Source organism: Afipia massiliensis, assembly GCF_001006325.2.
Taxonomy (GTDB): domain Bacteria; phylum Pseudomonadota; class Alphaproteobacteria; order Rhizobiales; family Xanthobacteraceae; genus Afipia; species Afipia massiliensis_A.
The window spans coordinates 3,169,765-3,184,332 of sequence record NZ_LBIA02000001.1 but is presented as its reverse complement, the minus strand read 5'-3'; the positions used below and the strand labels follow the sequence as shown (position 1 = coordinate 3,184,332).

The window sequence follows — 14,568 nt, the reverse complement described above, 5'->3', positions numbered from 1 at the left end:
TAGTTGCACCTTCACGGAATCGCCATGTCTGCCTGGCGAACATCGCGTGCCGGCGAAGCCGCCCTAACGACACTCCTTAACGCGATGTTGATTCAAATTTCCTAGGTTATTGCCAACAGATTTTCTGTCATTGGCTCAGGATTGTTTGGAGACACGATGCGTAAGCTTTGGTCCGTTTCTGCCCGAATAATGATTGCAATTTCACTGGTGGCGGCGGCCTCCTGTGCCGGCCTCGCCGCCTTTGGCCTTTGGCAGCAACAGACCGCAGTCGATCTGGCGCTTCAGCGCGAACTGAAATCCGACTACGACAACATGATGAGCGCGATGGACTCGGACACGCGCACGGTTCAGGTTGTCGCGAATGCCCTCGCGACCATGCCCGAGCTCAAGACGGTGGTGAAGGCGCGCGACCGGGATGCCACGCTGAAACTGCTCGCCAGCACCCTGAATTCGATCAAGCCGCTCGGCGTCGAACTCATCACGATCCAGATTCCGCCGGGTGTGACCCTTGCGAGGTTGCATAACCCGACCGCATTCGGCGACGACGTCACCGCCCGCCGCAAGATGGTCGTGCAGGCGTTCGCCACCAAGAAGCCGGTCGGCGGCGTCGAGGCCGGGCGCGATGTCCTCAATATCTTCGGCACCACGCCGATTCTCGACGGTGACACCCTGCTGGGCACGGTCGATATGGGCGCGCCGTTCGGCGATGCTTTCGTCAAATCGATGAAGGACCGCTTCTCAGTCGATGTCGCGATCCACCAGATCAATGACGGCAACGTCAAGACCCTCGCATCGACCATCGGAGGAGCCGCACCTTCCGGTGACATCGTCAAGCGCGCGCTTGCCGGCGAGTCCGTTATCGTGTCGGGAGAACGCAAGGGTGAGCCCGTTTCGACCACCTTCGGTCAGATCAAGAACTTCTCCGGACAGCCGGTCGCCGTCATCGAGATCGCACGCAACACGAAGGCCTACGCCGAGATCGCGAGCAACTCCGCGAAGTGGCTCGCAGTCGGCGCTATCGCCGCGGTGCTGATCGCCGGTCTGATTGCCGCCTGGGTGGGTCGCGGACTGGCACGACCGATCGTGGCACTCGAAGGCGCGATGCGTGTGATGACGTCCGGCAAGCACGACATCATCGTGCCGGGCGCAGATCGCCGCGACGAGATCGGCTCGATGGCGCGCGCCGTCGAGGTGTTCAAGGACAGCCTGATTGAAACCGGCCGGTTGCGTGCCGCGCAGGAAGAGCAGCGTGTCGCCTCGGAGGCCGAACGCCGCAGCACCGTGCTGGCCCTCGCCGAGCGATTCGAAACCGGCGTCGGCAGCGTCGTGAATGCGGTGGGCGCGGCATCGACCGAGTTGCGCAGCACGGCCGAAAATATGGCCCGCACGGCGGAAGAAGCGACGCAGCAGACCGCGACGGTTGCCGATGCATCGGAAGAAGCATCGCAGAATGCCCAGGCTGTCGCCGCCGCGATCGAGGAACTCAACGCCTCGATCAACGAGATCGCCCAGCAGGTCAATGAATCCGCGCAGGTGGCCGGTCACGCCGCCAAGCAGGCGAACGACACCAATGCGGAAGTTCAGGGACTGGCGCTGGCCGCCCAGAAGATCGGCGACGTGGTGAAACTGATCAGCGAGATCGCCGAACAGACCAACCTGCTCGCGCTCAACGCCACCATCGAAGCGGCGCGCGCCGGCGAAGCCGGACGGGGATTTGCCGTCGTCGCGTCCGAAGTGAAGGCGCTGGCAAGCCAGACGTCGAAGGCGACCGACGAAATTTCAGCGCAGGTCGGAGCCATCCAGTCCGCGACAAAGACGTCCGCCGAGGCCATCAACGGGATCACCCACACCATCAGCAAGGTCAACGAGATCGCGAGCGCCATTGCGTCCGCGGTCGAGGAGCAAGGCGCAGCCACACGCGAGATCGCCCACAACGTTGCCGAGGCCGCGCGTGGCACGGGCGAAGTCTCGGCGAACATCGTCGGCGTTCGCGATGCGGCCCGGGAAACCGGCGTCGCTGCCGATCAGGTCGTCGCATCGGCCGCCGAACTGTCCATGAATGGCGAAACACTGAAGGCGCAGGTCGATGCCTTCCTGCGCGAGGTCCGGGCGGCGTAAGTCCGCCTCAAAATAGTGTGTGCCTTGGTAAAGGCCGCTCCACCTTGGTGGGGCGGCCTTTATCGTTTCAGCCGCGAGCTTGTGATCGGTCAGCCCGCGCCCTTCATGATCTTGAACACGCCGCTTGCCATCACGACGCAGCGGCCTTCCGCCGTCAGTTCGGTATTCAGGAAAATCAGCGTGCGCGTGCTGCGCACCACGCGCGGCGTCGAGATCAGGATTTCTCCGATTTTGGCCGCATCGATGAAGTGCGTATCCATCTGGATCGTGACGACAGCGCTGGACCCGCTTCCCGCGCGCGCGGCCATGCCGAGCGAACGGTCCGCCAGCGTCATCAGCAACCCGCCCTGAACGAACCCACGCCGGTTCTTGTGTTTCGCCTGCGCAACGATGGCGTATTCGCCCGTCGTGTCGTTGGCGCGATGCCAGAGCGGTCCCACCAGATTGAGAAACCCGTCGTCCTCGACGATCGTCCAGCCGTCTTTCGCCAGTTTCCTGGCACCTGCGTCAGTCATTGACCCTTCACTCTAGATATTCGCGGAAGGCCAACGAAACATAGGCCCTCAGGATTTTCGAAGCAGCCAATCACGATAGCTATCGCCGTAGCGGCTGGCAATTTTATCGGCCGTGCTCTGCTCGGAAGCATGATCGATCGCGGCCTGAACCGCGGTTCCCAAAACCCCTTGTCCGACAACAAGAACGACACTCATTTTCGGATAAGCCACGATACTGGCGCCAGTTCGTGCATCCACCAGATTTGCGTCAGCGAGCATGCCATGGCCTCCGCCGATAACAATTCGCTGGATCGCGGGTGAAATCGTGAAGCTGTGGACCACGATGTTAAGCCGTACAGGACGCGAGCCGTTGAGATGACCGGCCATCGTCTTGTCGACTCCAGCCTTGATCCGTTGCGCCAGAAGATTCCGAACGTAGGCCTTGCCCTCAGGTGTGTTCGTCGCTGTCGCGATCTGATCGTCCGGGATCGATTTCGACGTGGCGTAGGCCCGGATGCCATCGTCCCACTGGATAGTTGCGTCAGGAGCAAAGCTGACGGAGATGTCCGTCAGTTTCATGCCCGCTACGTCGTTTTGCGATAGAGAATTCTCGATTGTCTTGCAGCCAGCGAGCGCAAGCGCTCCCGCAAGCACGGCAAGCCGTGCCAGCCCCATCATCCTCGACATACAGCCCCCGCTGTTTTTGCTTTACTCAGCCAGGGCGAAAGTTAGGGGAGAGCAAAGCAGATTGTCTACTTATAATTGTATTGCGTTGCGATGACACTCTGTTCAAGTCAGGCGTTCTGGGCCAAGCTTCAGCTGGCATTGATTTCAGAACAAGAAAACCGGAGGCAACATGAACGTCCACGCCACGCCAAGCGCCGCCAAGGCAACCCCAGCCCTTCCCTCCGCCAAGCCGGAGACGATTGGCCTTTCCGCACAGCGGCTGCAGCGGATGCGCGACGCGTTCCAGCGCGAGATCGACAAGGGCACGACGCCGGGCGTGGTGTCGATGGTGGCGCGGCGCGGCCAGATCGGCTGGTTCGAGGCGCAGGGCAAACAGGACCCCGCCGGCAGCACGGCGATGGCGACGAACAGCATCTTCCGCATCTTCTCGATGACGAAGCCGCTGGTGTCGCTCGGCATCATGATGCTGGTCGAGGACGGCCATCTCCTGCTCAACGACCCGCTGGCCAAGTACATTCCGGAATTCGGCAGCCAGAAGGTCGGTGTCGAGCGCAACGGGGCGCTGGAATTCGCGCTGCCGGTGCATCCGATTACGATTCAGGACCTGCTGCGTCACACCTCGGGCATTTCATACGAGATCACCGGCGCCGGCATGGTGCAGCGGATGTACGCGAAGGCGAAGACCTTCCGCCGCGACATCACCAATGAGGAACACGCGAAGCTCATCGCCAGCATGCCGCTGATGTGCCAGCCGGGCACGGAATGGAACTACAGCCGCTCCACCGACATTCTGGGCCGCGTCCTTGAAGTGGTGTCAGGCAAGCTGCTGAGCGCCTTCCTGAGCGAGCGCATCCTCAGCCCGCTGCAGATGAACGAAACCGGCTTTCACACCGCGCAGGACAACAAGTCGCGCATCGCGCAGCCCTTCCCGGCCGATCCATGGACCGGCGACAAGGTCGCGCTGTTCGATCCGCTGGAAGTAGCGAAGATGGAATCCGGCGGCGGCGGGCTGGTCTCGACCGCGATGGACTACGCGCGCTTCTGCCAGATGCTGCTGAACGGCGGCACGCTCGACGGCAACCGCGTGATCGGACGCACGACGCTCGCGTTCATGGCGTCCAACCATCTCGCAGCAAACGTCAAGGTGGAGTCGCACCTGCTGCCGCCAGGCCATGGTTTTGGCCTCGGATTCGCGGTGCGCACCGATGCAGGCATGGCACCCTATGCGGGCTCCGTCGGACAGTTTTTCTGGAGCGGTGTCGCAGGCACGTTCTTCTGGATCGACCCGCAGGAAGATCTGTTTGCGATCTTCCTGTCGCAAGGCCCCGGCCAGCGCGAGTATTTCCGCACGCTGGTGCGCAGCCTCGTCTACGCTGCAGTGGAATGAATTGTCGTTCCGGGGCAGCCCGCAGGGCTGAACCCGGAATCCACACTAACACAACGAGATTCCGGGTTTGCGCTTTCGCGTACCCCGGAATGACGAAGCTCTTGATCAGCTGATCGTTGCGCCGCCGTCGATGACGACCGTCTGACCGGTCATGAAATTACCGGCAGCCGATCCCATGAACACCGCGGCACCCGCGATTTCATCGGGGATGCCAATGCGCAGCAGCGGCGAGCGCGCGGTAGATGCCTTCAGGTTGTCCGGATTGTCCCACAGCGCCTTGGCGAAATCGGTCTTGATCAGGCCCGGCGCGATGCAATTGACGCGCACATTGTGCGGGCCGTATTCACAAGCCAGATTGCGCGCGAGTTGCATGTCGGCAGCCTTCGAGATCGCGTAGGCGCCGAGAATGGTCGAGCCCTTCAGGCCGCCAATGGATGAAACGATGATGATCGAGCCGTCCTTGCGGGCGATCATCTGTGGCACCACCATGCTGATGATCCAGTTGTTGGCGACGATGTTGTTGCCGAGGATCTTGGTGAACTGATCGTCGGAAATGCCCGCGAGCGGTCCGTAATACGGATTCGACGCTGCGTTACAGACCAGCACGTCGATCTTGCCGAAGGCGCGCGTGCTTTCATCGACGAGGTTCTGGAGATTCTCCTTGCTCGAAATATTTGCGGCGACGGCGATCGCCTTGCCCTTGCCGAACTTGTCGTTGATTTCCTTCGCCACCTGATCGCACTGATCCTGCTTGCGCGACGAAATCACGACCTGCGCGCCATGCTCCACCATCCGCTCGGCAATGGCGCGGCCGATGCCCTTGGTGGAGCCGGTGATGACGGCCGATTTTCCGGTCATGTCGAACAAGGTCATGCGTTTCTCTCCCTATACGTGCGGCGCTGCCGCTTATTGCTATCCGAGCTTGTTGGTGACTTCCGGTCCGGCGGGCTGATGCATGGCATCGTGCGCGTGGCTGGCGATCCACGGCTGCTGGTTGATCATCGGCACCCGCCAGCCGCTGTGGCTGTCGCTCGCCAGAAAATCCAGCCGCGTCACCGAGCAGTTGTCGATGGTGAATGCGAAACCGGCGCCGGCTTCCAGCCCAAGCGCATGCGCGATCGCCGCCTTGATCGGACCGCCGTGCGACACGCAGACGATGTCCTTGCCCGCATGCGCGGCGTTGATGCGCCGGATACCCGCCACCGTCCGGTCGGACAGATCGTTGAAACTCTCGCCGCCCGGCGCGCGTTCATGCGCGGGTGCGAACCAGTAGCTCGCGATCGACGCAGGACGCGCCGCAAAGAACGCGGCGCGATTCATGCCCTGCCACTCGCCAAGATCCTGCTCCGCGAACGCCTTGTCCTGAAGCATCTGATCGGGCTTCGGCAATCCGGCCGCCCAGATCGCCGCGGCGGTCTGGTGCGTGCGTTGCAGATTGCTGGAAAACCAGACGGCATCCCGCGGCAGGAATTTCGCAACACCCGCGAACACGACGCTGTCGCTGCAATCGCAGCCGATGTCCGACTGGCCGTAGATGTTGCCGCCGTCCTCGCGCACCGGAGCATGACGCACCCACCACCAGCGTGTCGATGTCACGCCCACCGGGACGGCATGCTGCGCAACGAACGGCTTGGCGGGAGCGCTCGACATCAGATCGGCTTGCCGGCGTACGGCATCGACGCGGTCAGACCGCCATCGACCGGGAACGCCTGTCCGTTGACGTAAGAGGCTTCGTCGCTGGCGAGGAACAATCCCATCGCCGCGAGTTCATGCGGCTGGCCCGGACGCTTCAACGGGTTGAGCTGGCCGATCTTGCCTTCGGTGCCGCGCTCCTTCGCACCATCGAAAATCGGCTTGGTCATGCCGGTCTCAATCAGTCCGGGGCACACCGCATTGATCCGAACGTTGGTGCCGGAGAGCGAATAGGCTGTGGTCTGCACGAGGCTGATCACGCCCGCCTTGCTGGCGGCATATGGATGACCGCTGGCATTGGCCTTCAGGCCCGCAACCGACGCAGTGCAGACGATGGCGCCGTGGCCCTGCTTCACCATGTGCGGAATGGAGTGCTTCACGGCGAGGAACGGCCCGATCAGATTGACGCGCAGAACTTCCTGCCAGTGCTCCGGCGTCTGCTCTGCCAGCGGGATCAGACCGCCGCCGATGCCGGCGTTGGCCCAGATCGCGTCGAGCTTGCCGTAGGCCGAGATCGCCTTGGCGATGAAAGCCTTCACATCGTTTTCGATGCCTGCATCGGCAATCACAGCCTCGGCGGTGCCGCCGGCCTTGCGCACCTGCTCGACGGTTTCGTTGACGCCCTCGGTCTTGTCGACCGCGATCAGCTTCGCACCTTCCTTGGTGAACATCAGCGATGCTGCGCGGCCTATGCCACTGCCCGCGCCGGTGATGATAACGGACTTGCCCTCGAGGCGACCCATGACGTTCTCCAGAAGTTTTGATTGAATTGAGCGGATGCGCGCTGCCGCGCATCACACCGAAGCTGTTTGTTGTTGCCTTAGCTTGCGCCGGCCTTCTGGGCGTAAGCCCAGGCTGCCTGCGCCAGCGGGATGCGGCGAGAGGCGGATTCCTGCGCTTTCGCATTCGCCGCAGTGCCATCCACAATACGCTTGGCGATGCCCTGCACGATGCCGGCGAGCCGGAACAGGTTGTAAGAGAAATACCAGTTGAGGTCCGCAATCGGAGGAACGCCCGCCGCCTTGCAATAAATGGCCTCTGCCTCCTCCATGGTCGGAATGTTGAGCGCCTTGAAATCGGCGCCATCGAGTCCCGGCATGGTCCACTGCATGAGCAGATAGGCGAAGTCGGCCATCGGATCGCCGAGCGTGGACAATTCCCAGTCCAGCACAGCCTTCACCTGCGGCTTGTCCGCGTGAAAGATCATGTTGTCGAGGCGATAGTCGCCGTGGACAACCGAAACACGCGCCTGATGCGGCACGGTTTTCGGCAGCCATTCGATCAGGCGATCCATCTCCGGGATCGGATCGGTCTCGGACGCGCGGTACTGTTTGGTCCAGCGATCGACCTGACGCGCGAAATAATTGCCGGGCTTGCCGAAGTCGCCCAGCCCGATCTTCTCCGGATCGTAACTGTGCAGCTTCGCCAGCGTCTCGATCTTCGACGTGAAGACCGCGTGACGTTCCTTGGGCTCGAGACTCGGCAGCGTCGGATTCCAGAATACGCGCCCCTCTTCCATCGACATGACGTAGAAGGCCGTGCCGATCACCGCGTCATCCATGCAGAGCGCGTAAGCGCGCGCCACCGGAAAACCCTGCGCGTGCAGGGCCGCGATCACTTTGAACTCACGATCCACGGCGTGAGCCGACGGCAAAAGTTTGCCGAACGGCTTACGCCGCATCACGTAGGCGGTCTTGGGTGTGTCGAGGCGGTATGTCGGATTCGACTGACCGCCCTTGAACTGCGTGACCGTCAGCGGTCCCGCGTAGCCTTCGACATGTTCGGCCATCCACTTGGCGAGATTTGCTTCGTCAACACGATGGCGCTCTTCGACCGGCATTGTACCGGAGAAGTCAGAGTCGTTTCTCACACCGAGACCCATACCGTCTTCCAATCTTTTTTATTCAGTTACTGATTGGAATACTTCCGAAGCTCAAGCCGCGCAATGGCCCGGTTGTGAACTTCATCCGGACCGTCAGCCAGACGCAGCGTACGGATGCCCGCGTAGGATTTCGCCAGTCCGGCTTCGTCGGACACGCCCGCGGCACCGAATGCCTGGATAGCATCGTCGATGATCTTGAGCGCGATATTCGGCGCCGCAACCTTGATCATCGCGATTTCGGTTTGCGCAGCCTTGTTGCCGACCTTGTCCATCATGTCAGCCGCCTTGAGGCAGAGCAGACGGGTCATGTCGATGTTGGTGCGCGCTTCGCCGATGCGCTGTTCCCACACCGACTGCTCGATGATCTTCTTGCCGAACGCGGTACGCGACGACAAACGCTTGACCATCTTCTCGAGCGCGGCCTCGGCGACGCCGATGGTGCGCATGCAATGATGGATGCGGCCTGGACCGAGACGGCCCTGAGCGATTTCGAAGCCGCGTCCTTCGCCGAGCAAAATGTTGCTGGCAGGCACGCGGACGTTCTCGAGCAGGATCTGCGCATGACCGTGCGGTGCATCGTCGAAGCCGAACACTGGCAGCATCTTTTCGATCGTGATGCCGGGCGCGTCGAGCGGCACGAGGACTTGCGACTGCTGCTGATGGCGTGGCAGGCTCGGATCGGTCTTGCCCATCAGGATCGCGATCTTGCAACGCGGGTCGCCTGCGCCGGACGACCACCACTTGCGGCCGTTGATGACGTAGTGATCGCCATCTCGCTTGATGCTGGTTTCGATGTTGGTCGCGTCGGACGACGCCACCGCCGGTTCGGTCATCAGGAACGCCGAGCGGATTTCACCGTTCATCAGCGGCTTCAGCCACTGGCGCTTGTGCTCCTTGGAGCCGTAGCGCATGAACACTTCCATGTTGCCGGTATCCGGAGCCGAGCAATTGAACACTTCGGAGGCCCAGTAGAAGTGGCCCATCTGCTCTGCGAGCGGCGCATATTCAAGATTGGTCAGGCCGGCGCCGCGGAATTCATCGTCTTCATGCTCGTTTGGCGGCATGAACATGTTCCAGAGGCCTTCGGCCTTCGCCTTCTTCTTCAGGTCTTCGAGAACCGGGATCACCTTCCAGCGATCACCCTTGGCATCCTGCTCCTTGTAGATCGGAGCGGCGGGGCGAACGTGCTTGTCCATAAACGCGATAACGCGGTTACGCCATTCGGTCTGGCGCGCAGACATCGTGAAATCCATAGAACGGTCCTCTCTTGTTGTTGGTTGGCGACGGTCTTGCAACACTCGCGACCGACTGTCCACCCGACAGACAACGTCAACAGTGTTGACGTTGTCTGATCGTCGCATGGATGTCTTGCCGCGCTGCAATCTTGCTGCTAGGTTGATTTCATACATTTGTTTGAATGGCAAGTGACGATCAAACAAATGTATGATCTTGTTTCGCAGCGCGAAACACCCTTCGCGCTTTTGCATAGCACCTCTTACCGTTGGCTTCGATGTCGAGCGATCAGACGAAAAACGCCATTCTCACCGCCGCTGAAATGCTCTGGGCCGAGCGCAGCTTCGGCGAAGTTACGATGCGCGACATCGTGGCCGCCGCCGGCGTCAATCTCGCGGCGGTGAACTATCATTTCGGCTCTAAGGACGAATTGCTGGCCGACCTGTTCGTCAGCCGCACCACCGTTCTGAACCGCGAGCGATTTGCGGAGCTGAAAGCTGCGGAACTTGAAGGCGGCGGCCGCCCGAGCGTCGATGCGATTCTGAGTGCGCTGGTTGGCCCGCCGTTGCGATGGTGCCTCAGCCCCGATCTTCAACGCTCCGCCGCGGCCCGGTTCATGACCCGTGCCTCGGTCGAGACCGTGCCGCCGATCAAGAAGATCGTCGATCGCGAGTTCCGGCATCTGCAGCGGTTTGCAACGGCATTGCGTCTCGCCCTGCCCCATCGCGACGAAGTCGATATCTACTGGGGCCTGCATTTCGCGCTGGCGATGATCCGGCAAACCGTGACGGACAGCGAGCGGCTGAAGAAGCTGTCAGGCGGATTGTGTGATCTCAACGACACCGACGACATCATCCGGCGGATTGTGTCCACGGCGCGGGCTGCGCTTGGGGGCGGCGATGCCGCGACTCCACTTGCGGTGCGCGCATCAGGTTCTCGTAAATCCTGACGGTGATCGGGTTCAAAATCAGAATCCAAACAAGTCATAAAAACGAAACGAGGTGCGACGGATAACCGGCGCACCTCGCATTTGTTGCGAACCCGCTTTACGCGAGCGAATAACTCTTAGTACGGGCAGATCGTCCGGCCATAGCGCGGGCTCCAGTAGCAGCCCGGAGCAATGAAGCCGTAGCCATAACCACGGCCACGATAGTAGCCACGACCGCGACCGCGGCCACGAGCCCAACCACCGCCTCGGCCACGGCCGCGACCAACGCCGCGCCCGCGGCCACCACCCCGACCGCGGCCACGCGCTTCCGCCGAAGTCGAAGTCGAAGTCGCGACGACAAACGATGTGCCTAAGAAGCTGATCGAATAGACCAACACCAAGGCCGCAGCCGCAAGGGCACGCTTCAAGAAGTTCGAACGCGTCTTGATCTGAGTCATAAAGGGCACCTCCAATTCCGGAAACGCAGTGGAGCACTTCCGCGTATTAAACCCGCGAGCCTGCGTCCCGTTCAGGCACATTCGGAAAATAGATAGTCAAAAACAAGACTACCGCACGATTCATCCGGTAACAGACTAGGGTCAACCTGCCCCATGGGTCAAGCAACCTCAGCCGATCGCGTTGGCGTTTACTTAGAAAGCATCACAATCTGTTCATGCTAATCTCGATACTGCCATACCCGTGCTGAACGGGTGTTCATCATGCTGAACGAAAATCCTCGCAAGTGCGAGACGCGGTTGAACCTTCCGAACCATTCCACCACTAAACGTTTAAGCCCGCCGCTCCGAAAGTTGGTCCATGCCCAAAAAACATACTTACGTTCTCGGCCTCAACACATATGACCACGACGTGAGCGCCTGCCTGCTGCGGGATGGCGAGATCGCTTATGCAATCGCGAAGGAGCGCATCACCCGCGAGAAGCACGCCACCGGCTTCTACAAGGAAGTTATCGATTACTGCCTGGACGCCGAAGGCATCACGCTCGACGACGTCGATCTGGTGGTCCGCAATTGCTACATCCTGCCTGTGCCTGAAATGGAAGACCGGCTGCTGTATCAGGACCTGCCGGGCTTCCTGCCCGAATATGAACGGGCGGATGCCAAGAGCCATCCCCATTTCCTGTCGCGATCCGACAAGGTGGTGTCGATCTCGCATCACCTCGCCCACGCCTACAGCGCCTTCGCCGTCTCCCCTTTCGAGGAAGGCGTCGTGATGATCGTCGATGGCGTCGGCAGCTATCGCTCCGATGTCAACGAGGCGTTTCCCGAAAGCGACGCCGCCACGCCGTTGGCGCGCGAGTCGGAGAGCTACTACAAGTTCTCGGGCACGAAGCTCGAATGTCTGAAGAAGGTCTGGATGGAGCCCGATCGCGGATTTCTCAGCGACGAGTTCTACAACATGCCCGGCCTCGGCGCGCTCTACAGCCGCGCCTCCACCTACATCTTCGGCGACTGGAACAAGTGCGGCGAACTGATGGGGCTTGCGCCTTACGGACGTCACGGCAACGTCCCGTCCCTGATGCAGATCAAGGACAACACGCTCACCGTCCCGCGCTGGACGTCCGAACTGAACAAACCCTACATCATGGACAGCGACCAGAAGTGGGAGACCAGCCCGCTGATGAAGCACTGGGAAGATCTTGCCTGGCGCGTTCAGGACGACACCGAAAAGGTGCTGCTCGCCCGCGCGGCGTGGCTGCGCGAGACCACGGGCGCAAAAAATCTCTGCATCGCGGGCGGCGTCGCGCTGAACTGTGTCGCCAACGGCCGCGTGGCGCGGGAATCCGGTTTCGAGAACGTCTGGATTCAGCCGGCGGCCGGCGATGACGGCATCGCGATTGGCTGCGCCTATTACGGCTGGGTGGAAATCCTCAAGCAGCGCCGCAGTTTTGTGATGGATCATTCCTATGTCGGCAAGCGCTACTCCGATCAGGAAGTCGCTGATTCAGCCAGCAAGTTCCTGGTTCGCATCCAGACTACGCAAACCAGAAGCAACGACATCGCGAAAGACACGGCGAAACTGCTCGCCGATCAGAAGGTGATCGGCTGGTTTCAGGACCGCTCCGAGTTCGGCCCGCGTGCCTTGGGCAATCGCAGCCTGCTGGCCGATCCGCGCAAGCCCGAGATGAAGGACATCCTGAACAGTCGCGTCAAGCATCGCCAGCCGTTCCGACCGTTCGCGCCCATCGTGCTCTATGAGCGTGCGAAGGAAATCTTTGAGGGCGAGGAAGATTCGCCCTTCATGCTGATCGCCAAGAATGTCCGTCCCGAGTGGCGCGATAAAATTCCGGCGATCGTGCATGTGGACGGCACCGCGCGGGTGCAGACGGTGCGCGAAGCCACCAACCCGATGCTCTACCGGCTGCTGAAGGAATTCGACGCCCTCACCGGGGTGCCTGTGCTGATCAACACGTCGTTCAACGTCAAGGGCGAGCCGATCATCGAGACGCCGCGCGACGCCGTGATCTGCTTTCTGACCACCGGCATCGACCATCTGGTGATGCACGACATGCTGGTCTCGAAGAACCCGCTGCACAGGATCGTGGGGCCGATGGTGAATACCTATACCGAGGTCGCCACCATGGTGATGGCGAACATGAAGCCGGCGTGACGGCGTTCATCAAGATCATCTCGGCGAGTGCTGCGAACAGGCCAATTCCTCAGAATTTGCCTCCGCGTGAGATCGCCGCAGGCTCCACCGATGAACGGGCCTTGCGCTAGCCGCCTCATTCCCTCAAGCGTCACTTGAGTTCAGGGCTGAGGCAAGAATCACCATGGCGGCGCGGACATCCCATGCGGGATGGAAAGTTGTTATCGGATCGGGGATCGGAATTTCCTTCGGTTCGCTCGTTTTCATGGGTGCGGGCTTCGCCCTCCTCGCCAGCGCATGGGCACGGCAGTTCGGCTGGACCCAACCCGAGCTTGCCAAAGCCGCCACGATTTTCCTGCTCATCCAGACGGCGATGTATCCGGTTTGCGGATGGATGCTTGACCGGTGGGGGTCGCGCAAGGTTGCGACGGGCAGCATCGCGCTCTTCGCGATCTCGCTCATTCTCCTGAGCCAGATCGGAAATTCGCTGACTCAAATGTATCTCGCCTTCGGTCTGGTCAGTCTGGTCAGCGCCGGCACCAACGTGGTGTCCTATGCGAGGGCCATTGCCTTCTGGTTCGATCGCAGGCGGGGACTGGCCCTAGGGCTTGCCGCCAGCGCGCAGGCCGTCGGCTCGTTCTTCATTCCCATCCTGGCGCAGAAAATCATCGCGCAGTCCGGATGGTCGGCCGCCCTGCTCTCACTGGCTGCTGTCGAACTACTCATTTGCCTGCCGCTTGTCGCTCTCCTTGTGAAGGACAACCCGGACGGCGCTCAATCGGCCGAAACGGCTCCTGGCGCGAAGCGCGAAGCCCCTGGCATGGATGTTCGCGACATCGTCCGCACAGCAACGTTCTGGAAACTTGCCGTCTGCTTTGCGATCATGGGCTTGTCGCTTTACGCGATCGCAGCCAACATCGCCTTCATTCTGACCGAGACTGCGGGCATGCCCCTCGCCGACGTGGCGATGATACAAGCCGTGTCGGGCCTCTCCGTTCTGCTTGGGCGCATCGGGTTCGGCTATCTGCTGGACAAGCTGCAGGCCCCGGTCGTCGGCATCCTGACGGTCACGCTCGCCGCGGCCTGTTTCGGACTCTATGCAACAGCGACGGCACCGGCACTGATCTTCGTCGCGGCCGCGACTGGCGGTATCGCGGTCGGCGGCGAAACCGACCTTATGCCCTATCTCGCCAGCCGCTATTTCGGCACACGCGCGGTCTCGAAGACATTTGGCTGGTTTCTGTTCGCATTCTTCATCGGCGCGGCGATCGGGCCAGTTGCATTCGCGCAACTCTCCGCCGCCCACGGCGGCGCCGTGGTGCCGCTGTTCTTGTTGGCCGCGCTGCAACTGATCCCCGCAGCCTTGTTCCTGTCTCTCGGCCGCTATCCTGAAGCAGCCACAGAAGCAGACGTGACTTCCGCAAAGTCCGCACGTCGGGCAATGTAAACCAACGAGCGGCGCAAGCAGCCTTTGCTGCAAAAACATCGAAGGCGCGGATCGCTCCGCGCCTTCTTTGTCGTCTGCGAGAAAACGAAGACT

The 14,568-nt window shown here is 61.2% G+C and carries 12 protein-coding genes; 5 read left to right on the top strand and 7 right to left on the bottom strand.

All coding sequences use genetic code 11. The features are described 5' to 3' along the window. Window positions 1-156 precede the first annotated feature (156 nt). Window positions 157-2,118, top strand: a complete 1,962-nt coding sequence (locus YH63_RS15265) for a methyl-accepting chemotaxis protein (protein WP_046826855.1) — start codon at window positions 157-159, stop codon at window positions 2,116-2,118. Between the two features lie 89 nt (window positions 2,119-2,207). Here YH63_RS15265 and YH63_RS15260 read toward each other — a convergent pair whose 3' ends face one another. Both YH63_RS15260 and YH63_RS15255 read right to left on the bottom strand, forming a co-directional pair. Then, window positions 2,208-2,633 (bottom strand): PaaI family thioesterase, encoded by a 426-nt coding sequence (locus tag YH63_RS15260; protein ID WP_046826856.1) that lies wholly within the window; start codon window positions 2,631-2,633, stop codon window positions 2,208-2,210. A 48-nt stretch (window positions 2,634-2,681) separates the two neighbouring features. Next, a complete protein-coding gene (locus tag YH63_RS15255; RefSeq protein WP_246658064.1) occupies window positions 2,682-3,191 on the bottom strand; it encodes a hypothetical protein in 510 nt (169 codons plus the stop codon). Between the two features lie 277 nt (window positions 3,192-3,468). On the opposite strand from YH63_RS15255, the gene YH63_RS15250 reads away from it, so the two are divergent. Beyond that, the gene (locus YH63_RS15250; protein ID WP_046826858.1) at window positions 3,469-4,686 is read left to right on the top strand and encodes a serine hydrolase domain-containing protein; all 1,218 of its coding nucleotides are present in this window, start codon (window positions 3,469-3,471) and stop codon (window positions 4,684-4,686) included. 105 nt (window positions 4,687-4,791) lie between these two features. On the opposite strand, the gene YH63_RS15245 is transcribed toward YH63_RS15250, so the two are convergent. The 5 genes from YH63_RS15245 to YH63_RS15225 form a co-directional block, all read right to left on the bottom strand. Continuing rightward, window positions 4,792-5,559: an SDR family NAD(P)-dependent oxidoreductase gene (locus YH63_RS15245; RefSeq protein ID WP_046826859.1), complete on the bottom strand. Its 768-nt coding sequence runs from the start codon at window positions 5,557-5,559 to the stop codon at window positions 4,792-4,794. Window positions 5,560-5,598: 39 nt separating this feature from the next. Continuing rightward, window positions 5,599-6,336 (bottom strand): histidine phosphatase family protein, encoded by a 738-nt coding sequence (locus tag YH63_RS15240; RefSeq protein WP_046826860.1) that lies wholly within the window; start codon window positions 6,334-6,336, stop codon window positions 5,599-5,601. After that, complete coding sequence (locus YH63_RS15235) at window positions 6,336-7,121, bottom strand: SDR family NAD(P)-dependent oxidoreductase (RefSeq protein WP_046826861.1); 786 nt, start codon at window positions 7,119-7,121, stop codon at window positions 6,336-6,338. The genes YH63_RS15240 and YH63_RS15235 overlap by 1 nt, the downstream gene beginning before the upstream one ends. A 77-nt stretch (window positions 7,122-7,198) precedes the next feature. Further along, on the bottom strand, window positions 7,199-8,260 hold the full coding sequence (locus YH63_RS15230; RefSeq protein ID WP_046826862.1) for a phosphotransferase family protein: 1,062 nt from the start codon (window positions 8,258-8,260) through the stop codon (window positions 7,199-7,201). A gap of 26 nt (window positions 8,261-8,286) precedes the next feature. After that, a complete protein-coding gene (locus tag YH63_RS15225; protein WP_046826863.1) occupies window positions 8,287-9,513 on the bottom strand; it encodes an acyl-CoA dehydrogenase family protein in 1,227 nt (408 codons plus the stop codon). Between the two features lie 257 nt (window positions 9,514-9,770). Between YH63_RS15225 and YH63_RS15220 the strand changes: the two genes are divergently transcribed. From YH63_RS15220 to YH63_RS15205, 3 genes are all read left to right on the top strand, one after another. Beyond that, window positions 9,771-10,442, top strand: coding sequence for a TetR/AcrR family transcriptional regulator (locus tag YH63_RS15220; RefSeq protein ID WP_046826864.1), 672 nt, complete (start codon window positions 9,771-9,773; stop codon window positions 10,440-10,442). A gap of 795 nt (window positions 10,443-11,237) precedes the next feature. Beyond that, window positions 11,238-13,049, top strand: coding sequence for a carbamoyltransferase family protein (locus tag YH63_RS15210; RefSeq protein ID WP_046826866.1), 1,812 nt, complete (start codon window positions 11,238-11,240; stop codon window positions 13,047-13,049). 163 nt (window positions 13,050-13,212) lie between these two features. Further along, window positions 13,213-14,475 (top strand): MFS transporter, encoded by a 1,263-nt coding sequence (locus YH63_RS15205; protein WP_046826867.1) that lies wholly within the window; start codon window positions 13,213-13,215, stop codon window positions 14,473-14,475. The last annotated feature ends 93 nt before the right edge of the window (window positions 14,476-14,568 follow it).

Coding starts and splice junctions, on each gene's coding strand:
- YH63_RS15265 (WP_046826855.1), top strand. CDS start 157: ATGCGTAAGCTTTGGTCCGTTTCTGCCCGAATAATGATTGCAATTTCA.
- YH63_RS15260 (WP_046826856.1), bottom strand. CDS start 2,633: ATGACTGACGCAGGTGCCAGGAAACTGGCGAAAGACGGCTGGACGATC.
- YH63_RS15255 (WP_246658064.1), bottom strand. CDS start 3,191: ATGAAACTGACGGACATCTCCGTCAGCTTTGCTCCTGACGCAACTATC.
- YH63_RS15250 (WP_046826858.1), top strand. CDS start 3,469: ATGAACGTCCACGCCACGCCAAGCGCCGCCAAGGCAACCCCAGCCCTT.
- YH63_RS15245 (WP_046826859.1), bottom strand. CDS start 5,559: ATGACCTTGTTCGACATGACCGGAAAATCGGCCGTCATCACCGGCTCC.
- YH63_RS15240 (WP_046826860.1), bottom strand. CDS start 6,336: ATGTCGAGCGCTCCCGCCAAGCCGTTCGTTGCGCAGCATGCCGTCCCG.
- YH63_RS15235 (WP_046826861.1), bottom strand. CDS start 7,121: ATGGGTCGCCTCGAGGGCAAGTCCGTTATCATCACCGGCGCGGGCAGT.
- YH63_RS15230 (WP_046826862.1), bottom strand. CDS start 8,260: ATGGGTCTCGGTGTGAGAAACGACTCTGACTTCTCCGGTACAATGCCG.
- YH63_RS15225 (WP_046826863.1), bottom strand. CDS start 9,513: ATGGATTTCACGATGTCTGCGCGCCAGACCGAATGGCGTAACCGCGTT.
- YH63_RS15220 (WP_046826864.1), top strand. CDS start 9,771: ATGTCGAGCGATCAGACGAAAAACGCCATTCTCACCGCCGCTGAAATG.
- YH63_RS15210 (WP_046826866.1), top strand. CDS start 11,238: ATGCCCAAAAAACATACTTACGTTCTCGGCCTCAACACATATGACCAC.
- YH63_RS15205 (WP_046826867.1), top strand. CDS start 13,213: ATGGCGGCGCGGACATCCCATGCGGGATGGAAAGTTGTTATCGGATCG.